Here is a 26,562-nt window from a genome sequence, read left to right on the forward strand (position 1 = left end):
AGCGGATGTTATTCGGGCGAAGCGACACCGCATGCGCCGACGATTTCGCTCAATAAGAGTTCCTCGAGTGGAAAGTCAGGGGTAATCGGTTGCCCTTTTTCCCCATGTTGCGCGCTTCCTCAAATCAAAATGCAATGCAACAAAATGGCCGCGCCACAGGAAAAAGCTGATCTGGCTGTGCTCAAAGGAGCACGCGCGGGTTGGTTTTACAGTCGCTCGCAGGATGTGACGCGAATTGAAGCCATATGACTCGCTTTCATCTGCGGCTCTGTTAATGATTTCAGTGTCGTGTGTGTGTCGGTTGGGAACGGTTCGGTATGAATATGGCTGCGATTCGCGGGCGCCTGCTGTCGTCCTGTGCGTATTTTTGCGTGGCCGGCCTTGCCGTATCCGGCTTGGGCGCGCAAGCCAATGCCGGGCCGCCGCCTCCCGCCCCCACGCCCTATACGACGCTGAATTACGGGACCACCGGCACCTTCCTCACGGGTATTCGCGGCAATACGATCGTCGGCAATTACGTGGTTCCCGGCACCACGGCCACCGGCGGGCTGCTCTACAATACGTTCACCGGCCAATGGTCGGCCATGCCGGTCGCCACCCCCAACGGGGTGAACTATCCCGGCGCCATCGGCTCTTCGCCTTATGGGCCGAGCTTCGGCAACCAGGGCGGCGTGCTGCGCACCGTGGGCAGTTACATCACCCCCGCTTCCACCCCCTACGACCTCAGCTATCTGTATGACGCGGCGGCGGCCCCGGGGCGGCAGCTGACCGGGCTGGCCTTTCCCGACGCGCCCGGTAATCCCACCCTCTTCACCATCGCCCACAGCACGTTCGGCGATCAGGTGGTGGGCGATTTCGACACCCGCCTCGCGACCGGCAATGCGATGATCTACACGATCTCCACCGGCACCTATGCCACCAACAATAAGCCGGGCGCGGCCAGCACCACCGCCTACGGCGTCTATGGCAACATGATCGCGGGCGGCTATTTCGATGTGCCGGGCGGCGGCATCGGCGCCGAGCATGGCTATCTCTACAACCAGACCACCGGCACCTGGGCGACCTACGACCATCCCGGCGCCGTGGTCACCCATCTGGAAGGCATCACCGGCGCCGGGCGTTCGGGCGAATACAACATGGTGGCCGACTGGGTGACGGTGGACGGCGTGGTGCATGCCGGGGTTCTGCACGTGGACGCGCTGGGCATCCCCACCTGGTATGAAATCAATATTCCCGGCGCGTCGCTGGTGTCTTCCAACTCGGCCTATGGCGACACGGTGGTGGGTATTTATCTCACCCCCGGCTCCACCACGCCCAACGGCTATGTCGCGACCATCGCGGGCATCTACAATCCCATTCGCAACACCGGGACGCTGACCTCCAGCGCCGAGAATGCCGCCGCCTTGTCCGGCGGGATCGGCGACGACATCGTCAACAGCGGAACCGTGAAGGTCAGCGGCAACGGCGGAATCGGCATGCGCGGGGAGACCTATGGCGTGCTGACCAACACCGGCACCGTCACCTCCAGCGGCATCGCCGGCGCGGCGGTGGACCTGCACGGCCTCAACGGCACCTTCCTGAATTACGGCACCTTGCAGACAACCATCGAGTCCGACGCGGTGCGCACCGGCCTCGACGCCAGCGGCACCGTCATCGTCAATATGGGCATCATCGATGGCCGCATCGCCGCGACGGCGGGGCTGGACAAGAGGTTCGAGAACAGCGGCTGGCTCGGCGTCAGCGGCAACGGGCCGTCGATCACCCATCTGTTCGGCGGCACCTTCGTCCAGACCTCGGCCGGCACGCTCTCCTTGCGGGTCACGCCGGGCAGCAACGACGTCTTCGGCATAGCCGGCGTCGCGCGGCTCGCCGGCACGCTGGAGGTTCCCTTCCTGACCTCGACGCTGTCCAACAGCTATAATCTGCTTGCCGCCACCGGCGGGACGACCGGCGCCTTCGAGACGCTGACCACGCCCGGCCTGCCCACCTATGTGAGCGCGGCCCTGGCGTATTCGGGCACCAACGTCGCGCTGAACCTGACCTCGCAGATGGCGCGGCAGGCGGGCCTGACCGCCAACCAGTCGGCTGTCGGCGGCGCGGTGGATCGCGGGTTCAACAATGGCGCCCTGGCGAACACGGCAAATGCCGGCGCCGTGGCGCTCAACAGCCTCTACAGCCTGAGCGGGAGCCAGCTTCCGGGCGTGCTGAAGGGGCTCTCGGGCGAAGCCTATGCGAGCGAGCAATCGGTTCTCATCGGCGATGGCATCTATGGCCGTCAGGCGGTCATGGACCGGCTGCGGCAGAGCGCCTATGCCGGCCAGACCGGGACGATGGGCGCGCTCGCCTTCGGCGGGCCGGCGGCCATGTCGTACGCCGGGCCGGAAGCCGCCGCTCAGCCGGCGACCACCACCGCGCTCGGCGCCCTTGCTTATGCCACCAAGGCGCCGGCCGTCGCTCCGGCGCCCGTCGGCGGCAGCACAACGATCTGGGCGCAGGGCTTCGGCGGCTGGACCAACCTCGACGGCAACGGCAATGCCTCCAGCGTGAGCGAGAGCATCGGCGGCATCATTTCCGGCGCCGACATCCGGGCGGGCGACTGGCGCATCGGTGCGGCGCTCGGCTATTCCCAGTCCAACGCCAATGTGGACGCGGTGGCCAGCTCCACCGAGGTCAACAGCATGCTGCTGGCGCTCTATGCCGGCACCAGCGCCGGCCCGTGGAACCTGCGCCTCGGCGCGAGCTATGCCTTCAACCAGATCGATGCCACGCGCACCGTTGCCGTGCCCAGCCTCGTCCAGCAGGCCAATGCGCAATATGACGGCGGCACCGCCCAGGTGTTCGGCGAGGTCGGCTATGGCTTCGCGGTCCAGCAGGTGGCGCTGGAGCCGTTCGCGGGCCTTGCCTGGGTGCAGCTCAACACGGACAGCTTCGCCGAAAGCGGAGCGTTTGCCGGGGTTTCCGGCGCGTCGTCTTCGGCGGGGGTCGGCTATTCCTCGCTCGGCTTGCGGGCGGCGACCTCCATCCCCCTGTCCAACGGCATGGTGCTGGCGCCCCATGCCTCTGCGGCCTGGCAATATGCCTTCGGCGATCTCGACCCCACCGCGCAGCTCGCCCTGCGCGCCATCCCGGGGGCGAATTTCACGGTCGGCGGCGTGCCTCTGGCGGAGAATACCGCGCTGCTGGAAGTGGGCGCGGATCTCAACCTGTCCGCCCAGGCCCGCGTCGGCGTTACCTATGTCGGCCAGTTCGCCGATGGCGTCAGCGTCAACGCCTTCCAGGCCAATGTTGCCTGGAGGTTCTGACCGCCGCTTCCGCCTTGCCCGGCGATCGTGCGTCGCCGGGAGAGTCAGGAATTGCGCAGGGCGGTCAGCAGCCGGTCGCCGAACAGCATGAACACCACGCCGGCCATGATGATGAGCGCGCCCACCAGCTTCACCGGGGTCAGCCTGCGTTCGATCAGCCCGACCAGGCCATAATGGTCGAGCAGCAGCGATGAGATGAGCTGGCCGCAGATCACCAGCGCCAGCAGGCTGGCGAGGCCGATCTTCGGCACCAGATAGATCGAGCCGATGATGAAGGCGGCGCCGAGGAAACCGCCGCACAGCTTCCACAGCGGCTGGCTCGGAAGCGCCGCAAGCGCCGCGGGAATGCCGCCCTGCGCCACCGCGACCACGGTGAGGAATGCTGTGCCCACCAGGAACGAGAACAGGGCGGCCAAGATGGTGTTGTGGCCGAAGGCCTGGGCGAGCTGGTTGTTGATCGGCGCCTGAAGCGAGATGCATGCTCCGATGATGAAGGCGGCGGCCAGATAGAGGGTCGTCACATGCAGGCTCCGGGTGGGGCGCAAAGGGGCGGGGAACTCACTTGTTGATGACTTCGACCTCGCGGTCCTTGCCCGCCTCCACCTTGAAGTCTCGGGTGATGACCTTGCCGTCGTTGCGGGCAATCGCCCTGTAGTCGCCTTCGCTGAGTACGACGGTGGGCAGGGCGCCGATGGATTCCTTGATGGTATCGCCGCCCGGTGTCTCCACCGACCATTGGGTGTTCGCTAGGGCGTCCCCGCCTTTTTCCGCCACCAGTTTCAGCACGATCTGCGCCGCGCGGTGATGGAAGGTGGCATCCGTGAGCTTGCCGGCCTGCACGTTGACGTCCGCGCGCACCACCGCATTGGCGTCGCCATAGGTGGAGACCACGTGATAGGTGCCTTCCGGCAGCAGCACCACGTCGCCGGCATTGGCGCCGCGATAATAAGGCTGGGTCGAGGTGCGGCCCTGAAGGAACGAGCCTTCGTAAATGTCGAAGGTCAGCCTCTGGCCGGGAATGATCTTGCTTTCCACGTCCGCCTGGAGCCGCAATCCGCCGGCCGGCAGAACGAATTGTTCGCGCCGTGCCACGGCACCCACTTGCAGCCGCTGGGCGGCGGTGGAGAAGCCATAGCTGACATGAACGATGTATCCGCCGGGGCTGAGGAAGAACACCGGAGCCGGGTCGGTGCTCTCGGCGACGAGCGGAAAGGCGCCGGAGGCTTCCGCCGTATCGGCGAACACGCGCCACATCAGCCCGTGGGGAATGGCCGGCCCGTCGGCGCTGAAGCGGGCGAACACGCCCACCGTGGTCTTGCCCGCGGGCGCGGCCGGAAGCACCGCGTGCGGTTCGCGGCTCGGGACCTGCCCCTGCTGCGGTGTGGTGCGCAGGCCCGGATTGGTGCCGAGCGCAGGCGGCGCGGAAAAGGCATCGACCGGCGGCGGCGCGGCGGAAGCGCCGGCGAACGGCATGACCTGGCCGAAAGCCGCGCCATTCGCCAGCGCGGCGGCCACGAGCGGGAGCAGCAACGGAAACAGCCGGTTCCGCCGGCGGCGGCGGGTGGCTTCGATCTTTCGACGCATGGATCTGACGTGCATCGAAACCGCGGCGGTTTCAAGTCACCACACCGACATTGCGCCCATGCGCGGCCCGCCGCCCGCCCGGCGCGCTGGCCGGGGAGCGCTATGTCGCTTTTGGCCGGCGCGCGCGGCGTGATAAGGCAGGCGCGGAAAACGCGGGTACAGCCCCTCCCGCCCCGCCCCCGCCCTCGGCGGGGTGCCGGGCGGCGGTGCGCCCCGCGGTTGTTTGAAGGCTTGCCATGTCCGACATTCTTGACGTGCTCCGCACCCGCCGTTCCACTCGCATTCTCGATTTCGCCGAGCCCGGCCCTTCGCCGGAGCATCTGCGCGACATGCTGACCATCGCCGCGCGCGTGCCGGACCATGGCAAGCTCGTGCCCTGGCGCTTCCTCCTTCTGGAAGGCGAGGGACGGGCCCGCGCCGGGGCAGCCCTCGCCGCCGTGCTCGCCGAGGTGGACCCGCAGGCCGCCCCCCGCCGCGTGGAGGAGGAGCGCAACCGCTTCCTGCGCGCGCCGCTCGTCGTGGCGGTGGTGTCGCGCGCCGCGCCCCATGTGAAGATCCCGGAAATCGAGCAGGTCTTCTCCTCCGCTGCCGTGGTGGAAAACCTGCTGATCGCCGCCACCGCCCTCGGCTATGGCGTGACCTGGCTCACCGAATGGCCGGCCTATGAGCCCAAGGCCCGCGCCGCGCTGGGCCTGGCCGAGCATGAGCGCATCACCGGCTTCGTCTATATCGGCACCGCCACCCAGAAGCTGGAGGATCGCCCCCGGCCGAACCTCGACGAGATCGTCACCCGCTTCTGATCACATGCGGCGGTTCGCCCCGAGGGTTGGCGCCAGGGAGAGCAGGCGATGGTGTCGTTCAAGGCGCGGATGGAGGCGTCCAAGCAATTGCTGATCGCCGCGCTGGATGTGAGCGCGCGGGCCAATCCCGTGCGCCGCGTCCGCAAGGCGCTGCGGCTCCTGTCGACCGCGTCCGGCGCGCCGGTGCAGGAGGATCGCGACGTGCTCGGCCCGGCGTTCCGCGCCGTGCGGCTGCCGGCGGTCTCGCTTTCCGGCGGCCCGGTGTGCCTGATGGTGACCGCCGCGGCGGACGGGCGGGTGTTCGGCCACACCCTTCGCCTGTGCGCGGACCTCAAGGCAAGCGGCATGCAGGTGGTGCTGATCATCGCCACCGACCGGCCGGACCTGGACTGCCTCGACCCCGGCCGCGAAATTGCCGATGCGGTCGTGACGCGGGAAAACCACGGCTATGATTTCGCCGCCTGGGCGGCGGCGCTGCGCTATCTGCCCGAGGTGTGGGCGGCGCCCGAGGTGCTGTTCGCCAATGACAGCGTCTATCATTCCACCCCGAAGCTCGCGGCGACGCTGGAGCGCATGCGCGGCACGTCCGCGGATGTGGCGGCTCTGACGCAGAGCGCGGAGATCGCCCCCCATTTCCAGAGCTATCTGTTCCTCTACAAGGCGACCGCGCTCGCCCATCCGGCGGCCCGCGCCTTCTGGGGCGAGGTGCGCTCCCTCGGCGACAAGCTCCAGATCATCCGCGATTATGAGGTCGCCCAGCGCGGGGTGCTGGAACGGGCGGGCCTTGGCGTGGACATCCTGTATCCGGGGGCGCCCGGCGCGCAGGGCGAGAACCAATTGCACCAGGGTTGGCGCGCGCTGATCGCCGACGGCTTCCCGTTCGTGAAGGTGCAGCTTTTGCGCGACAATCCCTATGGCGTGGACCTCGCCGGCTGGCGCGCCTTCCTCGACCGGGCGGATTTCGACGTCAAGGAGATCGCCTTCCACCTCGGCGCCGGGCGCGACGGTGCGGCCGCTCTGCTGGAGATGCGCTAGGACCGATCGACATTAGCGGCATGTTGGATCATCGCGGCGCTCATGGCAGATGCACGCGAGTGTCTTTCATCGACAGGGCGTCGTCTTTCGCGCGTCATGCACGGGACAGGCCCGCGCATGACGATGCTCTCCCTCAACGGCGTCAACCTTGGAATGTCGTTCCGCCCCAGGCCGCTCAGCCCGGCGGCATGCCGATGGGCTGCCCGCGGCAGGGCAGGGAGCGTTCCGTGACCATGTAGATCACGAGATCGGGCTTGAAGCGCTCCACCGCGGGCCATTCGAACTTGCAGGCGCTGTGGTGCATCCAGGCAAACCGGCTCGCCACCCGTTCCAGCAGGCGCTGCCAATAATGCTGGGAGAAGGAATCGCCGATCACCAGGATGCTCGGCCCCGCATGCCCGGTGGAATAGGCATAGGGCTGGAAGGGATCGTCCGCCGGGCGCTCCGGCATGAGGCCCTTCAGCGGGGTCAGCACCGGCTTGGGATTGGAGGCGATCTCGCCATAATCCTTGTCGCCGGTGGGGTTCGCCTCGCCGAGATAGCGGGCTAGGTCGCCCGAGGGCGCATCCTGCAAGGGGCCGATCGCCGTGTCGGGCGCGATCTCGAGATCCGGCCGGCCGGCGGCGGCCATCATGGCATTGAAGGCGAGCACGGAGCTGCGCTGGTTCCAATGGGTGTCGGTGCGGCGGAACACCGGCCCCTGCGCCTTCGCTTCGGTGAGAACCGGGCGCAGGTCCACATAGGCGATGCCGCGCTTCTCCATCTGCTCGGTGAGGAAGTCGAGTTCGGTGGGATGGGTCATCTGCCCGCGCGCCCAGGCCGGCAGCTTTTCCGGCAGCACGGTGGCGGCATTGGGCGGGGAGGAGACCACCAGCTTCGCCCCGCGCGCCTTCAGCAGCGCGTCCAGGCGCGAGAGCGTGTCGGCGAGCTCGGTCATGGGCTTGATGCGGAACAGCCGGCCGAGGGATTGTTCCAGCGTCTGCTCGCCGGTGAAGAACATCTGCCCGCCCTCGCCCAGCAGGACCGGCCGCTCGCGGGTGGATTTCATGGCCCGCAGATAAGTCGCGTTCCCCGCCATCACGAGGCCGCGAAAGCCGTAGCGGCCATTGATGAAGGGGTCGAGGCGCTCGGTGGCGTGCACCCACCAGCGTTCCTGCGGCGTCGTCATCAGGCGCACCGGGCCGGGCAGGTCGGGCAAGACCAGCCCCAGCGTCGGCAGGGCCAGCACCGCCATGAAGAAGAAGCACCACCAGCGGCGGTAGGCGAGCAGGAGGGGCATGCCGCTAGAACCGGAAATAGAGGAAGGGGCTGTAATTGGACGCCCCCACCGTGATGAACGACAGCACGAACAGCGCCAGCATGATGAGGCTGTCGCACGCGCCATAGGCGAGCCGCCGCAGTTTCGGCGAGAGCGGCCCGGCAGGCAAGGCGGGCAAGCCGTACATGGCGAGCGGCCAGGCCAGGATCATCACCGCGATGGTCAGCGGCTGGAGCGCCACCAGCAGGCCCGGCGCCAGCGGCCCGAAGCCGTTGAGGCCCACGAGGCCGGCGAAGATATCCATGGCCTGCGGCAGGCCGAGCGCGCGGAACCACACCCAGCCGAACAGCACCACCAGTAACACGTAGAGATGGCTCAGCACCTTGGGGCCGGCGGCGAGCGCCTTGCCGAACCGCGTGCGCTCCAGCACCAGGAAGGCGCCATGGTGCGCGCCCCAGATCACGAAGGTCCAGCTCGCCCCGTGCCAGAGGCCGCACAGCAGGAAGACCGTCCACAGGTTGAGCGCGGTGTGGATATGGCCGTTCCGGTTGCCGCCGAGCGGGATATAGACATAGTCGCGGAACCAGCTCGACAGGCTCATGTGCCATTTGCGCCAGAAATCGGTGATCGAGAGCGCGCCATAGGGCAGGCGGAAATTGCGCGGGAACTTCAGCCCCATGGCGAGGGCAAGGCCGATGGCCATGTTGGAATAGCCGCCGAAATCGAAATAGATCTGCAGCGCGTAGGCGAGCACGCCGATCCAGGCGGTGAAGAAATTCGGCGCGGTCGTCTGGTCGAACACCATGGTGGCGAGCGGCGCCACCTCGTCGGCGATCAGCACTTTCCAGGACAGGCCGATGACGAAGATGCGCAGGCCCGCCGAGACCCGGCCCACGGTGGTGCGCCGCTCCCGGATGCGGTGCGCGATGGTGGAATAGCGCACGATCGGCCCCGCCACGAGCTGCGGGAACATGGTGATATAGACCGCAATCTCCTCCAGCCGGCCGTTGGCGCGCGCCCGTCCGCGATACACGTCCACGAGATAGGAGATGGCGTGGAAGGTGAAGAAGGAGATGCCGAGCGGCAGGGCGAGGTGCACCACCGGCACAGAGACGCCGAGGGGTGCGAGCAGCACGTTCAGGTTCTCGGCCAGGAACCCGGCATATTTGAATACGATCAGCCCGGCGAGATTGAGCGCCACGGCGAGCGCCAGCATGGGCAGCCGCTTGCCCGGCGGGCGCGCGCCCAGCACCTGCGCCAGGATGAAATTGCCCAGCATGGAGGCGGCGAGCACGAGCAGGTTGAACAGGCCGCCCCAGGCATAGAACACCAGGGAGAAGGCGAGCAGGACGAAGTTCTTCGCCCGAATGCCCGGGGTCGCGAAATAGCAGACCAGGAAGGCGGGCAGGAAATAATAGAGGAATGTAACGGAGGAAAAGACCATTTCACTCTATTCTCGGGCCGCGCCGGGGCGCGCTGGTCAAAATCAGTAGACGAATTGCTCGCGCAGGATGCGCTCGTCCAGGCTGTGGTCGGGATCGAACAGCATGTCCATGGAGGACGTGGGGTCGAGCCGCGCGGAGACGCTGACGATATCGCGCACCTCGTAATGATCCGCCACCGCGCTGACCGGGCGCTTTTCCGGTTCGAGCACCGAAATGTCGATGCGCGCCTTGTCCGGCACCAGCGCCCCGCGCCAGCGGCGGGGACGGAAGGGCGAGATGGGCGTGATGGCGAGCAAGGCGGTGCTCAGCGGCAGGATCGGCCCATGGGCGGAAAGATTATACGCGGTGGACCCGGCGGGTGTCGCGACGATCATGCCGTCGCAGATCAGCTCCTCCAGGCGTACCTTGCCGTCGATCGACACGCGCAGCTTGGCGGCCTGATAGGTCTGGCGCAGCAAGGCCACTTCATTGATGGCGGGGGCCTGGTGCCGCACGCCGGCGCGGTCCACGGCTTCCATGATCAGGGGATGGATCACCACATGCTGGGCGGCCGCGAGCCGTTCCGGCAAGGCGTCCTCGCGATAGGTGTTCATCAGGAAGCCGACCGAGCCGCGATGCATGCCGTAGATCGGCACGCCGCGGTCGCGGAAGGCGTGCATGGTCTGGAGCATGAGCCCGTCGCCGCCGAGCGCGACGATCACGTCCGCATCGGCTTCGGCAACGTCGCCATAGCGCTGGATCAGGCGCGTGCGGGCGGCCCGGGCCTCGGTGGTGTCGCTGGCCACGAAGGCGATCTTCTCGAGGGGGCGGTTGGGTTCGCTCATGCGGACGGTCGCGCGGCGACCCCTTCTTGCGGTGCCGGCACAGCACCCGCGCCTTTCGTATCGGCCCGCGCCGCGCTTGTCGAGGCGGGCTGGACCCGTGCGGGTCCCTTCGCGTCACAAGCTTCGCGCCACCGGATCAGGGGCGCTCGGGCGAATGCGGACGCAGGCCGGGCATTTCCCATCGTTGACGTAAGGGCGCCCCGCCGCTCAGGGTCGAGCGAGCGGCGGAGCGGTTTTCGGAAGGCTCAGCGTACCGGCGGGGCGTATTGGATGCCGCCGGTGCTCCAGAGCTGGTTGATGCCGCGCGGAATGCCGAGCTTGGAGCCGGCGCCCACGTTGCGTTCGAACACTTCGCCGTAATTGCCGACCGCCTTGACGATGCGCACCGCGAAATCCTTGGTGAGGCCGATCTGCTCGCCGTAGTTTCCGTCGGTGCCCACGAGGCGCTTCACGTCCGGCTTCTCGGACTTCAGCGCCTGGTCGAGATTGCCGCTGTTCACGCCCAGTTCCTCGGCGTTCAGCATCGCATAGTGGGTCCACTTGACCACGTTGAACCACTGGTCGTCGCCCTGGCGCACCACGGGGCCGAGGGGCTCCTTGGAGATCACGTCGGGCAGGACGATATGGTCGCCGGGCTTGGCCATCACGAGGCGCAGCGAATAGAGCTGCGATACGTCGGTGGTGATGGTGTCGCACTTGCCGCTCTCATAGGCCTTCACGACCTCGTCGGAGGAGGGCAGGGAGATCAGCTCGAGCTTCATGTTGTTCGCGGCGAAATAGTCGGTCGCATAGCCGGCGCCGGTGGTGCCGGCCTGGACGCAGACCTTGGAATTGTCCAGTTCCACCGCCGAGGTGATCTTGCGGGCCGAGCGCACCATGAAGCCCTGGCCGTCATAATAGGTGATCGGGCCGAACAGCAGGCCGAGTTCGCCTTCGCGCTGCAAGGTCCAGGTGGAATTGCGCGAGAGCACGTCCACCTTGCCGTCCTTGAGCGCGGTGAAGCGCTCCTCGGCGTTCAGCGGCACGAACTTCACCTTGGAGGAATCGTTCAGCACGGCGGCGGCGATGCCGCGGCACAAATCAACGTCGAAGCCGGTCCATTTGCCGGTCGCATCCGGATTGGAGAAGCCGGGCAGGCCGCGGCTGACGCCGCACACCAGCTCGCCGCGATCTTTGACCGCCTTGAGCGTCTGCGCGCTCGCGCCGTGCGCCGACAGCGCCACGACGGCGCCGGTCAGCAACGCCAGGAGTGTCTTCATGAATCCCGCCCCATTGAGGTGATTGGAAGGAAGAAGCGGCCGCCGCGGGGTGCGGCGGCCGTCGCTGCGGCACGCGCGGTGCCGTGGATCAGAGCGTGACCGCCTGGCGCACGATAACCTTCGTGCCCACGGGAACGCGGGTGTAGAGGTCGATGATCTCGCTGTTCACCAGACGGAAGCAGCCGGAGGACACCGCATAGCCGATGGTATCGGGCTGGTTGGTGCCGTGGATGCGGTAGACCGTGCCGCCGAGATAGAGCGCGCGCGCGCCCATGGGATTGCCCGGGCCGCCGGCCATGAAGCGCGGCAGATAGGGCTGGCGCTGGATCATTTCGGCCGGAGGCGTCCAATCGGGCCATTCGGCCTTGCGCACCACGGTGACGAGGCCCTTCCAGGTGAAGCCGTCGCGGCCGACGCCGATGCCGTAGCGCAGCGCGCGGTTGTTGCCTTCCACCAGATACAGGAACTTGTCGTCGGTGCTGATGATGATGGTGCCCGGCGGCTCGGTGGTGCGGAAATAGACCGGCTGGCGCTTGTAGGCCGGGTCCATGTTGACCTCGTCGTCCGCGGGCGGGACGAGGCCCGGCTGGTCGCCGATATCGAGCGTCGCGCCCGGAACGCCGCGCTGCGGCACCGGCGTGGACTGCGCCATGGCATAGGAACCGAACGCGAAGGCGCCGACCTGAAGCAGGGTGGTCAGCGCCAGGGTCTTGAACAGTTTGGGCATCATGCCGGCCTCTTTCTTCGCGCCCCCAAGGAGCTTCGCGGGCAGAGACTGGCAAGCCGGGGTTAACATTGCGCTTCAGCCGCATGTGCCGCGCGCAACAGGCCCTGTCCGCCGCTCTCCCCGTTTCCGTCCCGCGTGCCGTGGAAAGACGGCACACCCCATGCTTCGATTAGCTGAGCTTGCGGGGCAGGAAAAGTGAAAAAGCTTGACCTATTTTCCCTTCGCGCCGGTTTGCGTGGGAACCGTGCCCTCCGGGCCGCGGCGCGCGCGACCATTTCGCCCGCGCCGACCGGCGCAGCCGGACGCAATTCGCCCGCAGCTGCCGTTCATGGCGCGCGCAAGCGGATCGGCTGATCGGGCGGGGTTGGTGCCGGTTGAGGGCACGCCCGAGGGGCTGAGCCCTGCGTTTTCGCCAGAAGGCGCCGCACCCCTGCTTTCGCCTATCGTGAGCGCATGGCGGGTTAGGCGTTCCCGGCGGCCCCTTTGGGCCTGACGCGATCGCTCCGCTCAGTAGCTCACATAGACCCGCGCTTGCACGTTGGCATCCCCGGCTCGCGTGTAGATGGCGTCAGTAAGCGCGATGCCGGCCACAAGGCTCACGGTGAAGTTTCGGCCGAGAGTGTAGTCGACGCCGGCGCCGAGCCCCGCCAGCGAATAGTCCTGACGTCCCACGGGACCGAGCAGGCCCTCATAGCCGTAGGTGCGGCCCCAGCCGGCATCGAGGAACGCATAAGGCGAGACCTGATCGCTCATGCCCCCGACGCCGAGCGCGGGCAGCAGCTCGAAAGTGGGGGTGCGCAGTTCGTTGCGCCAGACAAGGCCGGTATCCACCGTTCCGTCGTCCAGTGTGTAGGCGCGCGTCGCATAGAACCCGCCGAGGCTCAGTTGCTCGGTGTCCGGCAGCGGCTGGCCCGCCGCAAGACCCGTGATCTGGCTGACCCAGTTGAAGCCTCCGGACAGCCGCGTCACCCGTGCCAGGTCCGCCTGGCCGTAGGCATAGGTGATGTCCGTGACCCGGCCGCCGCTATAGATGCTCCATTGTGGTCCGTCATTGCCGCCGATCACCCCGCCGGGGTTGCCCACCAGCTTCAGCTCCAGGCTGGTGGTGCCATAGGGGTCGGCGCGCGACACCGACCAGCCGGCCACCAGTTCGAACAGGTCCGCCTGCGCCCCGCCGATGTCCGCTGTCCCGAAATAGCTGGTGCGCGACACGGTCTTGCCGGTGGCCCCCAGAAGAAGGTCGCCGGCATAGAGGGTCGGCAGCAGATTGGAGACGGCAATGCGATAATAGACCGGGATTTCGAGCGTGGCGTTATCGTAGGTGAAGTCGCTCAGGGGGACAATCTGGCGCGTGGCCACGTAATTGGGCACGATCTCGATGCTCTGCCGCGTGCCCGTGGCGATCACAAGCCGCCCCGCCTGGCTGTAGTAGCTCGGCTGCTCCGGACCGGTGCCGACGCTGCTGGGGTTGCTCCAGAAGTTCGGGCTTCCGGTGACCTGATACGACAGGAAGCTCTGCGGCATGCCCACCAATGCGGCACCGAAGCCGGCGAAATAGCGGTCGAACCCAGTGGCATGGGTGCCGGTGTTGGACCAGCCGGCGAACGCCTGCCAGGGCTTCTGCGGCGTCACCTCCAGGGTCAGTGTACTGAGGCCAAGGTCGTCGCCGGGCGCGAACACGCCGTTCACCGAGCGATAGGGATAGCGGTTGAGCCAGGCGAGGTCCTCATCGAGCGCGTCCACCGAGATGCGTTGTCCCGGCGCCGCGCGGACCCGGCCTGCGAGATCCGCGTCCGTGCCCGCTTCCGCGCCGGACACCTTCACCGCGCCCGTTCGGAACTCCACCACGCGCAGCGTCAGCACGCCGGATGTGACTTCTTGCGGCGGCAGTGTCACCGACACGAAGGGATAGCCGGCCTCGCGATAGACCTTGGCGATGGCGGCCTGGATGTCCGCAATCAGCTTGCGCGACAGGGGCCGGCCGATGAAAGGCAAGAGCGCCTGTTCCAGGGCCGAATGGGAGATATCGCCAATGGCACCGATGCGGATGCCGCGGCCGCCGCGCCCAACCACGGCCTCTTTGGCGCCGATCAGCGCCAGCCCCGAAAGCCGCACGCCCAGCGTCGTGTCGTCCGGGCTCCCCGACAGGTCCTGAGGGCCGATCACGAGGCGCCCCTGGCCGGAGATCACGGGCGGGAGGTTGCGCTCGATGGGGGCGATCACCTGCGCCAAGGCAGGCGCCGGCAGCAGCAGGGCGCCCATGGCGGTCACGCGGAATGCGCCGTGCATCGTTAGGTTGCGCCAGGAGAAGGGCATCTCGTCACTGGCTCCGGAAGCTCAGCCAGCGGCCGCTGGGCAAGTTGGCGGCGGTGGGCAGAAGCCCGCACGGGTCGCCCGACGAGGCGCCGCATTGGGCGACGACGGGCGGCGAGGCAGGTTGGTACAGGAGGGAGACGAGATCTTTGGTGTCGAGGGTTGCGATGAACTGGTCCGGCGCGGTTGTCTCCACGAAGGTGGTCGCGCCGGGTTGGTTATCGCCGATGATTGTCAGCACGCCGGGCAAATAGGCCAGCGCATAATTGGCCGTGGCGGCGAGCGTTCCCTGAAGGATCGGATATTGCCCCATTGCCGAACGCGCATCTGCCGGGCTCGCAAGCGCGCCCGAGAGCGCGTCGGCATTCACCAGGCCAAGGCCCCCGAGGGTGTAGGTGAAGACCGGATTGGCAGTCCCCACCGGTCGCTGCTGATTGATGGCGGCCACCGCGATCGCCCGCGGTATCACGCTGACCACCCCCGCCCCATAGCCGACCGCATAGTTGGACGAGGCGGCGAGCGCACCCTGTTCGATGACGTAGGTGCCCACGTCGGACGTGGACGCGGCGCTCGTCGCCAGCGCGCCGGTCAGCGTATCGCCATTTACCAAGCCCGCGCCGCCGACGACATATGTCAGCGCCGGCGCGGCGTTGCCATAGACCATGCTCTGGTTATCTGCCGTCACCGAAAGCGGGCGCGGCGTGATGGAGAGGTTTGCGCCCGTATAGGTCAGGCCATAATTGGCCGAGGCTGTGAGGCTGCCTTGCGTGATGCCATAGAGGCCGATGCCCGTCGTGGACGAGGCGGATGTGACCAGCGCGCCGGAGAGCATGTCGCCGTTCACCAGGCCAGCGCCGCCGATTACATAGCTCAGCCCCGGCACCGTTTCGCCATACACCATGCTCTGGCCGTCGGCGGTGATGGTCAGGGGGCGGGCCGTCACCGAAACGTTCGCCCCGGTATAGGTCAGGCTATAATTGGCCGAGGCTGCGAGGCTGCCCTGCGTGATGCCGTAGAGGCCGACGCCCGTCGTGGAAGATGCCGTCGTGGCCAGCGCGCCGGTGAGCATATCCCCGTTCGCGAGGCCTGCGCCGCCGATCACATAGCTCAGCCCCGGCACTGTTTCGCCATAGACCATGCTCTGGCCGTCGGCGGTGATGGTCAGGGGGCGGGCCGTCACCGAAACGTTCGCCCCGTTATAGCCCAGACTATAATTGGCCGAGGCCCCCAGCGTGCCTTGCGTGATGGCGTAGAGGCCGACGCCCGTCGTGGAAGATGCCGTCGTGGCCAGCGCGCCTGTGAGCATATCCCCGTTCACCAACCCGCCGCCGTCGATCACATAGGTCAGCCCCGGCACCGTTTCGCCATACACCATGCTCTGGCCATCGGCGGTGATGGTCAGGGGGCGGGCCGTCACCGAAACGTTCGCCCCGGTATAGCTCAGCGCATAATTTGCTGACGCAGCCAGCGTGCCTTGCGTGATGCCGTAGAGGCCGACGCCGGTCGTGGAGGAGGCGGTTGTGGCCAGCGCGCCGGTGAGCATGTCGCCGTTCACCAACCCGCCGCCGATCACATAGGTCAGCCCCGGCACCGTATCGCCATAGACCATGCTCTGGCCATCGGCGGTGATGGTCAGGGGGCGGGCTGTCACGGAGACGTTTGCCCCGGTATAGGTCAGCGCATAATTTGGTGACGCAGCCAGCGTGCCTTGCGTGATGCCGTAGAGGCCGACGCCCGTCGTGGAAGACGCTGTTGTGGCCAGCGCGCCGGAGAGCATGTCGCCGTTCACCAACCCGCCGCCGCCGATCACATAGGTCAGCCCCGGCACCGTATCGCCATAGACCATGCTCTGGCCGTCGGCGGCGATGGTCAGGGGGCGGGCCGTCACGGAGAGGCTGCCGCCCACGTAGGAGAAGACATAATTCCCCGTGGCGGCGCCGGAAAGGGTGCCTCCGGAAGCGCTGGTGGTGTAGCTCGTTCCCACGTCGGAGGTGGAGGTCGCGTCCGTGGTCACGCTGACGCCGGTCAGCAAGCTGTCCGTCTGGCCGTTCTTCCAGCCCGAGGCGCCGTAGCCCAGCGTCGGCACCGGATCTCCATAGACCAGGGTGCCATCGTCCGCCGTAACGATGAGCGTGGCCGGATCGACCGTCAGGGTGCCGGCGCCATAGGTGATGGCGAAGCCCAGGTCCGTGGTGGCGCCCGAGGCGGTGATGGTGTAGCCGCCGACATCGGCTCCTGCGGCACCGCCGGTGCTGGCGAGGGTCGGGCCGGCGGTGAAGGCGCCGCTGTCGATGCCGAGATAGGCGCCGGCCACCCCGGCCGTTTCGCCGGACAGCGTGTAGGCCGTGGGGGCCACGGCATCGCCATAGGTCTTGGTTGCCGCATCCGCCGTGATGGTCACTGTGGGCTGGACGGCGAAGACATAGCGATTGCCGCTCTGCGCCACCGCCCCGTCCGCCAGCGTCCGGTTCCAGACCGCGTAATTGGCACTGTCGAGGTCGCCGTAGGTATTGCCTGTGGAGCCCGGCAGATAGACCAGCCAGCGCCCGCCGGTGCTTGCCACCGCATCCGCGCCACGCAGGTTGACGAAGTGGCTGCCGGACAAGGTGACATTGCCTCCGCCCTGGACGGTGCCCGTCGTCGCGACCTCGAGATCGCCGCCCGCGGCGATGCCAACGGTGCCGGTGCGAGTGACGGCCGTATCCACGGCGAAGGCTCCGGAGGCCGAGACGTCGAGATTGGCGAGCCCGCTCAGCAGCGTGCCCACGGCCGTATTCGAGCCATAGGCCCCCGCGAGGGCGTTTTGCATGGCGGAATTCGTCGTGGCGCCCGTGGCGACGCGCAGGGTATTGCCCCACAGATTCAGGCCCGACGAGGCGCCGCCATAGCTGGCGGACGAGGATGTATAGGCGAGGAAGCCCGTGCCGGGATCGGTGAAGCCGGGCGCGGACAAGACGTAATAATAACCGTTGGCGCCGCTGGTCGCGCGCCCGACCTGAGTGCCGCCGGCCATGACCGTGACGCCCGCGCCCTTGGAGGCCGTCGTGCCGCTGTCCGTATAGGCCATGCCGGAAATGGCGACGGGCACCTCGCCCGCCCCGTAGAATGCCTTCAGATAGGGATACAATCCCGGTCCCGTGCCCCAAACCGTGGGGTCGAAGCCCGCGGGCAAGGTGCCCTGCAATTGGGCCGTCGTAAGCGCCGTGCCGCCCGGAAGCGTAACGCCGCCGCCGACACTGGTCGAGCGTCCTGTCGTTTGACTATCCCAGTAGACATTCATCAATGTGGGGGAGTAGCCAAAAACACCGATAAGCCCTCCTCCGACACCGCCGGAGACGTAGCCAGACGCATAGACGCCGGAAAGTGTGGTTGCCTCCGCATAGCCTATAATCCCGCCTGTGGAGCCGAGAGCAGAGACCGAACCCGTCACGTAAGAATTGACGATGCTTCCGATCCAGCTTTCTCCCAGAAGTCCACCAGTAAAGTTGTACCCGGAGATTGCGGCGTTGGAATATACTTGCAGAAGATTTGAGTTGCCAGCGTAACCCGCAATGCCACCCACTTGCCCCCGTCCCACCACGGAGCCACCGAGCAATCCGATATTGGAGATCGTGGCGTTCCCCATGGCGCCAAACAAGCCGGTATAATCGGCACTCGGCCGATTGATATAGAGATCGGCCAGCGTATGGCCCGCGCCATTCAGGCTCCCGGTGAAGGGCGTTGCCATCGACCCGACTGGCGAAAAGCCCGCGCTGCTCCACATCTGTGCGGGCTGCTGCAGGACGGAGAGATCGATATTGGCGCCCAGCGTGTAGCTGGCGCCAAGATTCATGCTCATCAACTGGAGCTGGTGCGCGTTGGTGATGGTGGTGGAATATTCCGAACGCAGGAAGGGCCTCGTCGAGCCCTCGATCATGTACCAGGTGTTGGCGAAGTCGAATCCGGCATAGGTGGCCTGCGCGAATGCATTCGGCGTCGCGGAAGACCTGTAGATCGCGGTAATGCCGGTGCCGCTGCCCGCGCCCACGGCATTGCTCGTACCCGAGCTGTCGACGTCCCAATAGGCGTTGCTGATCGAAGCGAAGCCCATGCCAAGCAGCCCACCGACCGACGATGAGCCTGAAACGCGGCCGGTGCTGTAGACATTCGAAATGCTTCCCCGCGCATCACCGATCAACCCGCCGACATTGCTGCTGCCGGTGACGCTCCCGACACTGTAACTGTTGCTGACAAACGCCGAGGAAGAGCTGCCCAAGGCATAGCCCAACAGGCCCCCGACCTGCGAGGTCCCGGCAACGCTCGCTTGGCTATGGGATCCGGAAATAGAGACCGGGGAAAAGGTCCCGTTCAGCAATCCTACGAGGCCACCGACCCTGGTGCCTCCGGAGACAGTGCCGAGGGTGTAGGAATCCGCCACGATCCCACCATCATAGACGACGCCGACCAGCCCGCCGACATTATCCTGCGCGCTGATAATACCGTCACTGAAAGCGAGCCTAACCAAGCCTCCTGTCAGGCCACCAACGAGTCCGCCGACCCCGACGCGGCCGGTGACGCGGCTGTTGCTCAGGCCGACATTGCTGATGGTCACGCCGGTCGCGGAGCCGAACAGGCCGACACTGTCGGTGGAAGGGCGGTTGATGGTGAGCCCGTCGATGACGTGGTTCAAGCCGGTGAATGTTCCGGTGAAGGTCCCAATGGGCGCGAAGCCGGCACCGGCGTTCCAGCCCGCCGTGGCCGAGGCGTCGATGTCGTTGCCAAGAGCGTAGAGGCCGCTGGTTCCCATGGCCTGAAGGCCGGTGGCGTCATGGATCAAGGTATAAGCGGAGCCATTGGTGGTGAAGGAGGCGGACGCGCCCGAAAGGGTGACGCGCGCGCCATTGTTCAGGCTGTAGTTGCCGCCGAAGTTCAGCGCCACTCCCGCCGTCGCGCCGGTCGCGGTGATATCCGCATTGATCAGGATGCTGTCCGCCGCGGTCAGCGTCAGCACGCTGTTCGCGCTCCAGGCGATGGGCGTGGCCACCGTGATGTTGCCCGCCTGCGAACCATTGCTTCCAGTTGTCACCACCACGTTCGCGCCGGCAAGGGCGGCGGTAAGGGTGGTCACATTGAGGATGCTGTTATCGGCGCCGGCATCGAAGCCGGACATGCCGGAACTGGTTCCCGCCGAAATGGTCAGGTCGTAGGGATCGAGCAGCAATGTGCCGAAGCTGCCGCCTTCGCTGCGCAGGTCCGCCGTGCCGCGAAAATCCAGCACCGCCTTTCCGGAGACTTCCGCATCGCCGCCGGCAGCCGTGCCGGCGCCCGTGGCGGAAAGAGAGCCCTGGAAGCTGGTATGCGAATCGGACCACACCACCACCTGGCCGCCGGCCCCTTGCGTGCCGTCCGCCCGGATGCGGGCGCCGGGCGCCACCGTCACCGTCTCGGCGTTGGCCACCGTCTCCGACAGATATTTTGTCGCCGCGTCCTTGCCGCCTTGATAGTCGCCGCCCACCAGCACCAGGCCGCCCGCGGATCCGGACACGTCCAGATCGGCGCCCGCCGCCAGTTCGATCTCGCGGGCGGTGGCGACGATGGTGCCGCCCTTATCGCCCTCGCCCCGGGCATCCAGCTTGCCCGCGATCGTCACCTTGCCGCCGGAGACGCGGATCTCGCCGCCCTTCGCTCGTCCTCCCGTGGGCGTGGAGCGCGCCACCATCTTCTGGGTGGCGGTGACGGTGCCACCCGCGCCGGCTGTGAGGAAAATGCGCCCGCCCTTGCTGGCGACGCCGGTGGCCTTGGTGAGGCTGTGCGTGTTGCCGGCCAGCGCATAGACGTTTCCGCCATTGGCCTTCAGCTCCACCTCGGCGGCCTTGATGACGCCGGAGGTCTTCGCTTCGGTATGGGCCCCGCCCACCTTCACCACGAACTTGCCGTCGGAAAGCGCGGCATCGCGCACCAGCACTTCATAGCCGGCCGCCAGCCCTACCGTTCCGTTGGGCGCTGTGATGGTGCCGGCGTTCTCCACCTTCCGGGCGATCAGCGCCACATCGCCGCCCAGCGCGCCGATGGTGCCGTAATTGATCACGCTGGCCTTGCTTGATCCCCGGAAGGTCATTGCCCCGCCGGCATGGAACGCGGCATCGGAGACATCGTGCGTCGAGGCCACGAACGAGCCGCCCGTGGTCACCTGGCCGCCGGGCCCGACGGTGATGCCGTTGGGATTGACCAGATAGACGCTGCCGGTCGCGGAAAGCACGCCATCGATCTGCGAGCGGGAGAGGCCGGTGACGCGGTTGAGCGTGGCGCCGGCGCCATTTTCGAAGCGCACGCTGTTTCCGGCACCGATGGAGAAGCTGCCCCAATTGATAATGGCGGTGCGCGACCCCTGGGTGATGAGCATGCTCGATCCCGAGGAAGACGAGATGGCTGCCTGCCCAGACGAGACGCTGCCGCCGGTGGGCAATGCTTGAGCCAGAACCGGACCAGAAGCGAAAACCAATGCCGAGCCGGATAGCAGCGCAATCGCGCGCCGCGAAAGAACACTTTGGTGCGGAACGTTCGCTCCAGCACCCCCCATCAGCCCCGCCATCCCAGCCCCCATGCCACAGGCGAGTGTCGCTAGCCACCCTCGCGCAGCGTTGTCGGCGAAGCATAGTATCGTAGGGTAATTTCCACCATTCCTCTAAATAGAGGATACGATTAGCCGTGGGGTTTCAGCTTGCACTTTGGATCCACAGGCTCATCAGTGCTGCGCGGCTGGAAACACCGAACTTCCGAAATATACTTGTGACCCGCTGGTGCACCGTTGCCTTCGAGAGGTCCAGAGCGCGCGCGATCTCGGCTTCCGACGCCTTGGTGAGCAGAAGGCGCAAGACCTTGCGCTCCGCGGGCGTGAGCAATTCTTTCGCCAGAAACAAGCCGTTGCTCAACATCAAGTGGCGGTGAAACCATTTTATGCCGCGCAACGCGTAGATCAATTCTGCAATATGCTGGTCCTGGAAGGTTGTTCTGGAATAGAAGCCGAAATGCGACTCGCAATCATCGTTGAGCGGAAAGGCGACGAATACAGCGTCGCGCGTGCCCACGGAAGCGTAATGGCGCTTGTAGAAGTCCGATGAAAACCAGCTGCGCGGCAACTCGCGCCGCAGCGAATAGCTTCTGAAGGCGCCCACCTGCTTAAGCGGCAGCAGGAAAGAGGGGTCGATCTCTCGACGGTCCCACACATCGAGGATTTCCCTGAAGTGGGTTTCATCCGGGTGCGGCTCGACCGGATGCAGCGCCTGAACCGCGGCGACGCGCCACCCTTGAAGCGGATCGCCGTCCGGCGCGTCGTTCACCCGGATGGCGCCGGCCCATGTGGCATTCCACGCGCCCACCCGCTTGCACAGCGCGCCCATGAGGTGGGTCACGGCGGAGCCGGACTGGGTCTGCTCGAAATCGGCAATTTCATCCCAAAGGCGATGGGCTACGTCCTGAAAATCGGCCAGCATGGATCGCCTGTCAGCATTCATTGTGCGAATCCCACGCTTAAGCTAGATCGCGGGACGCGTGAATAGCCGAGCATGAATGCCGAGACGGCAGGAGTCTGCGCGACCTGAAACACGGATGCCCCGAGGCCCGGAAAGCTTTTCGCCGCAATGTGGCCGATGTGTATGGGTGGTTTGAGCGTTCGGAGCGCGACGTGCTGATCGGTCTGAGGCGGAGCGCATTTCAACGGGCACGCCATTCACGCTGGCTACGTCGCAACGACAGGCACCCCCGACCGACGGCGTCGCAATCCGGTCTGTCTCGCGCCATCCCAAAGTTCCTCTGAGCGCGCAGTCGGGCGAGTTTGTGGGCCGATTTGTGGGCTGGAATAACTGGAGGTCAGGCAAGTATCTGAAGTAAAAGTAATTTTTTACATAAAATGGTGCCGGTTGAGGGGATTGAACCCCCGACCTTCGGTTTACAAAACCGCTGCTCTACCGCTGAGCTAAACCGGCCTGCGGCCCGCGGCGGATCGGTGCCGGGGCCATCCGCGCCATGCCTATCAGCGCCGGGCGGCGGGAACAAGATGTCGGCGTCACGGTCCCCAGAGGCGCGCGCTCGCAAGTGGGGAGCGCAAACGCAGACGGCCCCGCCGGGGCGGGGCCGTCGCGGAGGGAGGACCGGGGCAGCCGGTCATCCCCCCAAGGCCGGCCCCAGGGGGCCGGCCGCCGGAGAGCTTGGCTCAGTGCGAGTGCCAGTCGTCGAGGTTCCGGTTCTTGGTCTCGGGGACGAACAGCAGGCCGATGACGAAGGTCATCAAAGCGATGACGATCGGGTACCAGAGGCCGTAATAGATGTCGCCGGTCGCGGCCACCATGGCGAAGGCGGTGGCCGGCAGCAGGCCGCCGAACCAGCCGTTGCCGATGTGGTACGGCAGCGACATGGAGGTGTAGCGGATGCGGGTGGGGAACAATTCCACCAGCGCCGCAGCGATCGGCCCGTACACCATGGTCACGAAGATCACCAGCACGAACAGGATGCCGATGACGGCGGCCGGCTGCGGACGGAAGATGTCGAACGGATGCGCCATCTTGACGATGTTCGCATCGCCCGCCTTGGGATAGCCCGCGGCCTGCAGCGCGGCCGTGGTGGCCTTGCCGAAGTCCGGACCGAACGGCACCACCGCGTCGTTGATGCGGATGGTGGTGGGCGTGCCGGCGGGCGCCGCCTCGGTGGTGTAGCGCACCGAAGACTTGGCGAGGAAGTCACGCGCCAGATCGCACGGGGCGGTGTAGACGCGGGTGCCGACCGGGTTGAACAGGCTGCCGCAGGTCGCGGGATCGGCGACCACCGCCACCTTCACCGACGTGATCGCCTTTTCCAGGGCCGGATTGGCCGCGGTGGTGATCATGTTGAACAGCGGGAAGTAGCAGGAGGCGGCGATCAGGCAGCCGGCGAGGATGATCGGCTTGCGGCCGATCTTGTCCGACAGCCAACCGAAGAACACGAAGAAGCCGGTGCCGAGCACGAGCGACCAGGCGATCAGCAGGTTGGCGGTGTAGCCGTCGACCTTCAGGATCGATTGCAGGAAGAACAGGGCGTAGAACTGGCCCGTGTACCACACCACGCCCTGGCCGGCGGTGAGGCCGAGCAGCGCGATGATGACGAACTTCAGGTTCCGCCACTCGCCGAAGGCTTCCGACAGCGGGGCCTTGGAGCCCGTGCCTTCTTCCTTCATGCGCTTGAAGGTGGGGGATTCGTTCAGGGTCAGACGGATCCACACCGACACGCCGAGCAAAGCGATGGAGATCAGGAACGGCACGCGCCAGCCCCAGGCCGCGAAGTCGGCTTCGCCCACCACGGTCCGGGTGACGAGGATGACGATCAGCGACAGGAACAGGCCGAGCGTGGCCGTGGTCTGGATCCACGAGGTGTAGAAGCCGCGACGGCCCTGGGGCGCATGTTCCGCCACATAGGTCGCCGCGCCGCCGTATTCGCCGCCGAGCGCGAGGCCCTGCAGCAGGCGCAGCGCGATGAGGATCACGGGGGCGGCAAAGCCGATGGTGGCCGCATTGGGCAGGATGCCGACGATGAAGGTCGACAGGCCCATGATCAGGATGGTGACGAGGAAGGTATATTTGCGCCCGACGAGATCGCCGAGGCGGCCGAACACCAGGGCGCCGAAGGGACGCACCAGGAAGCCGGCGGCGAAGGCCAGCAACGCGAAGATGTCGCGGGTTGCCGGGGGATAGGCGCTGAAGAACTGGGCGCCGATGATGGCCGCGAGCGAGCCGTACAGATAGAAGTCATACCATTCGAAAACCGTGCCCAGGGACGAGGCGAAGATGACCTTCTTCTCCTCCCGGGTCATCGGCACGCCCTTGGCGACGGGCCCCGCAGTCGTGACAGTCATGAAGTCTTCCTCCCTCAAGGATCGCCGGTCCTCCCCGTGGGGAGGCGGATCTGGCGGCGCGGGCGCGGCGCGACTGGGCAATCCTGCGGGAACGAGCCACGGCTCCGGCACGGGGCCGAAGCGGCATTTCCTCCAAGTCTTGCCGTTCCGCGTCATTGGCGCGCGGATTGAATCGAACCGGCGCTGTTACGCCATGGGAGAAAGATGACCGAGCTTGATCGCGCGTGCGATTGGCAAATGGTCTTAGGTGCAAAGGCGAAATATGGTGCGCCGCACGCAACAGGACGGCCGGCGGACAGAAAAACTCAGCCGGCTTTCTTCAGCGCGCGCCGCGCGATACCGAGCGAGAGCGCGGCGGCATTGGAGACGTTCAGGCTCTTGATGGCGCCCGGCAGGTCGATGCGGGCGAGCACGTCGCAGGTCTCGCGGGTGAGCTGGCGCAGGCCCTTGCCCTCGGCGCCGAGCACCAAAGCGAGCGGGGCGCGCAGCTTGGTGTCCTCGAGGTCGGCTTCGCCCTCGCTGTCGAGGCCCACCACCAGCATGCCGTTCTCCTTCAGCTCGGTCAGGGCGCGGGAGAGATTGGTGACGAGGCAGAACGGCACGTGCTCCAGCCCGCCGGAGGCGCTCTTCGCCAGCACGCCGGTGGCCGGCGGGCTGTGGCGGGCGGTGGTGATGATGGCGCCCACCGCGAACGCCGCCGCCGAGCGCACGATGGCGCCCACATTGTGCGGGTCGGTGATCTGGTCGAGCACCAGCACGAGGTCGTGCTTCGCCGCCTGGCGCAGGGACGGGGAGGGCAGGTGGTCGGAATGCGCCAGCAGGCCCTGGTGGACCGCATCCGGGCCCAGCAATTTGTCGATGTCGCCGGGCCGCACCATGTCCGGCGCGATGGGCAGCTTGAAGCCCTCTTCCGCCAGGCGGTTGATGGCGTTCTCGGTGGCGAGGATCTTGCGGAACCGCCGCTTGGGATTGGCCAGCGCCTCGGTCACCGTGTGCCAGCCGTAGAGCAACGCGACATCCTCGTCGCCTTCCCATTTGGGCGGCGGCCCACCGCTGCGGGGGCGGCGCGGCGGAAACGGGCGCTTGCCCGCCTTGTCGCCGAAGGCGGGGCGGGAGCCGGGACGGGACGGGGGGCGGCTTGGCCGATCAGACATGGCCACAGCGATGTCAGAGCCGGCTTGCGCGCGCAAGGGCCAAGGGTGCAAAACCGCGTCAAACGCGCCGGTGCGGCCGCCGGACGGTCTCAGGGGCGCGGCGGCATGAGGCCCGTCTGGGCCAGCACCGCGGCGGCCTTCGGCCCGGCGAGCGCGCCGATCAGCGCCTGGGCGGCGGCGCGATGCGGCGTGTCGGCCGCGAGGGCGGCGGCATAGATTGTCTCGTTCTGGATCTCCGCCGGCAGCGGCCCCACCAGGGCGACGCCTTTCACCGCCAGGATCTCGCTGATCTGGTGCAGGGCGAGGTCCGCCTCGCCGGAGAGGAGGCGGCGCGCCACCAAGCCGCCGGCCACCGGCAGGCTCTTCGCCTTCATCTCCTCCGCGATGCCGAGCTGTTCGAACAGGCGGATCAGATAGGGGCCGCTCGATCCGCCCGAGGCCGGGTCGATGAAGGCGACCTTGCGCGCATCCAGCAGCGTCTGGCGGAAGGCGGCGACGGTGGAAATGTCGGGCTTCGGCGCGCCCGCCGCCACCGCCACGCCAATGCCGACGCGCGCCACCTCTGTGGGCGGCCCGGCGGCGATGCGGCCGCTCCGGGCGAGGGCCTCCAGCGCGGACGGCGGCAGGATCACGAGGTCGAACCGCTCGCCGCCGGCGATCCGTTTCACCAGCGCCCCCGCCGTGTCGTTATCCACAAGCAGGCTGTGCCCGCCGGCCGATTCGAAATCGCTTTTCAGCGCCATCACCACCGGCTTGAACGCGCCGGCCGTCAGCACGGTGAGCGTCGCCGCCTGGGCGGTGACGCAACCGAGCGCGAGGCCCAGCAAGGTGATCGGCAGGCGGGCGCTCTTGAGGATACGGGACGCGATCATGAATGCCTCGGCTGGGCGCGGCAGGGCGCAGCTTGCCTGATGTCTCCCGCACCATGCCCTATCTATAGAGCAAGCGCGCGTCCCGTGCCGCCCAGGCGGCCTTATCCTTGCGCCGTGGATGAGGCTT

The 26,562-nt window shown here is 66.9% G+C and carries 16 protein-coding genes and 1 tRNA gene; 3 read left to right on the forward strand and 14 right to left on the reverse strand.

Annotation, left to right across the window (positions count from 1 at the left end; all coding sequences use genetic code 11):
- The first annotated feature begins 317 nt into the window (after positions 1 to 317).
- Complete coding sequence (locus tag V5F84_RS08290; protein WP_394044075.1) at positions 318 to 3,302, forward strand: autotransporter outer membrane beta-barrel domain-containing protein; 2,985 nt, start codon at positions 318 to 320, stop codon at positions 3,300 to 3,302.
- Between the two features lie 44 nt (positions 3,303 to 3,346).
- On the opposite strand, the gene V5F84_RS08295 is transcribed toward V5F84_RS08290, so the two are convergent.
- The gene (locus V5F84_RS08295) at positions 3,347 to 3,823 is read right to left on the reverse strand and encodes a DMT family transporter (protein ID WP_394044074.1); all 477 of its coding nucleotides are present in this window, start codon (positions 3,821 to 3,823) and stop codon (positions 3,347 to 3,349) included.
- Between the two features lie 37 nt (positions 3,824 to 3,860).
- Positions 3,861 to 4,886 carry an RgsD C-terminal domain-containing protein gene (locus tag V5F84_RS08300; RefSeq protein ID WP_394044073.1) on the reverse strand — a complete coding sequence of 342 codons (1,026 nt, stop codon included), beginning with the start codon at positions 4,884 to 4,886 and terminating at the stop codon, positions 3,861 to 3,863.
- A 236-nt stretch (positions 4,887 to 5,122) separates the two neighbouring features.
- On the opposite strand from V5F84_RS08300, the gene V5F84_RS08305 reads away from it, so the two are divergent.
- Both V5F84_RS08305 and V5F84_RS08310 read left to right on the forward strand, forming a co-directional pair.
- Positions 5,123 to 5,686: a nitroreductase family protein gene (locus V5F84_RS08305; RefSeq protein ID WP_394044072.1), complete on the forward strand. Its 564-nt coding sequence runs from the start codon at positions 5,123 to 5,125 to the stop codon at positions 5,684 to 5,686.
- A 48-nt stretch (positions 5,687 to 5,734) separates the two neighbouring features.
- Complete coding sequence (locus V5F84_RS08310; RefSeq protein ID WP_394044071.1) at positions 5,735 to 6,721, forward strand: rhamnan synthesis F family protein; 987 nt, start codon at positions 5,735 to 5,737, stop codon at positions 6,719 to 6,721.
- 175 nt (positions 6,722 to 6,896) lie between these two features.
- Here the strand turns inward: V5F84_RS08310 and V5F84_RS08315 are convergent, their stop codons facing one another.
- From V5F84_RS08315 to V5F84_RS08370, 12 genes are all read right to left on the reverse strand, one after another.
- Entirely contained in the window at positions 6,897 to 8,000 is a 1,104-nt protein-coding gene (locus tag V5F84_RS08315) for an alginate O-acetyltransferase AlgX-related protein (RefSeq protein ID WP_394044070.1), read from the reverse strand.
- 4 nt (positions 8,001 to 8,004) lie between these two features.
- The gene (locus V5F84_RS08320; protein ID WP_394044069.1) at positions 8,005 to 9,423 is read right to left on the reverse strand and encodes an MBOAT family O-acyltransferase; all 1,419 of its coding nucleotides are present in this window, start codon (positions 9,421 to 9,423) and stop codon (positions 8,005 to 8,007) included.
- Between the two features lie 42 nt (positions 9,424 to 9,465).
- Positions 9,466 to 10,248 (reverse strand): NAD kinase, encoded by a 783-nt coding sequence (locus tag V5F84_RS08325; protein WP_394044068.1) that lies wholly within the window; start codon positions 10,246 to 10,248, stop codon positions 9,466 to 9,468.
- Between the two features lie 245 nt (positions 10,249 to 10,493).
- On the reverse strand, positions 10,494 to 11,507 hold the full coding sequence (locus V5F84_RS08330; protein ID WP_394044067.1) for an amino acid ABC transporter substrate-binding protein: 1,014 nt from the start codon (positions 11,505 to 11,507) through the stop codon (positions 10,494 to 10,496).
- Between the two features lie 88 nt (positions 11,508 to 11,595).
- Positions 11,596 to 12,234 (reverse strand): L,D-transpeptidase, encoded by a 639-nt coding sequence (locus V5F84_RS08335; protein ID WP_394044199.1) that lies wholly within the window; start codon positions 12,232 to 12,234, stop codon positions 11,596 to 11,598.
- A gap of 507 nt (positions 12,235 to 12,741) precedes the next feature.
- The gene (locus tag V5F84_RS08340; RefSeq protein WP_394044066.1) at positions 12,742 to 14,550 is read right to left on the reverse strand and encodes a ShlB/FhaC/HecB family hemolysin secretion/activation protein; all 1,809 of its coding nucleotides are present in this window, start codon (positions 14,548 to 14,550) and stop codon (positions 12,742 to 12,744) included.
- A 4-nt stretch (positions 14,551 to 14,554) separates the two neighbouring features.
- The gene (locus tag V5F84_RS08345) at positions 14,555 to 21,130 is read right to left on the reverse strand and encodes an MBG domain-containing protein (RefSeq protein ID WP_509277187.1); all 6,576 of its coding nucleotides are present in this window, start codon (positions 21,128 to 21,130) and stop codon (positions 14,555 to 14,557) included.
- Between the two features lie 112 nt (positions 21,131 to 21,242).
- Positions 21,243 to 22,019 carry a LuxR C-terminal-related transcriptional regulator gene (locus tag V5F84_RS08350; protein ID WP_509277188.1) on the reverse strand — a complete coding sequence of 259 codons (777 nt, stop codon included), beginning with the start codon at positions 22,017 to 22,019 and terminating at the stop codon, positions 21,243 to 21,245.
- 417 nt (positions 22,020 to 22,436) lie between these two features.
- Positions 22,437 to 22,511 (reverse strand) — tRNA-Thr (locus V5F84_RS08355).
- A 227-nt stretch (positions 22,512 to 22,738) separates the two neighbouring features.
- Complete coding sequence (locus tag V5F84_RS08360) at positions 22,739 to 24,409, reverse strand: MFS transporter (protein ID WP_394044063.1); 1,671 nt, start codon at positions 24,407 to 24,409, stop codon at positions 22,739 to 22,741.
- Between the two features lie 305 nt (positions 24,410 to 24,714).
- On the reverse strand, positions 24,715 to 25,563 hold the full coding sequence (rlmB, locus tag V5F84_RS08365) for a 23S rRNA (guanosine(2251)-2'-O)-methyltransferase RlmB (protein ID WP_394044062.1): 849 nt from the start codon (positions 25,561 to 25,563) through the stop codon (positions 24,715 to 24,717).
- Between the two features lie 89 nt (positions 25,564 to 25,652).
- Positions 25,653 to 26,435 carry a molybdate ABC transporter substrate-binding protein gene (locus tag V5F84_RS08370; protein WP_394044061.1) on the reverse strand — a complete coding sequence of 261 codons (783 nt, stop codon included), beginning with the start codon at positions 26,433 to 26,435 and terminating at the stop codon, positions 25,653 to 25,655.
- Between the last annotated feature and the right edge of the window lie 127 nt (positions 26,436 to 26,562).

The organism is Roseixanthobacter liquoris (genome assembly GCF_043195135.2).
Classification (GTDB): domain Bacteria; phylum Pseudomonadota; class Alphaproteobacteria; order Rhizobiales; family Xanthobacteraceae; genus NCEH01.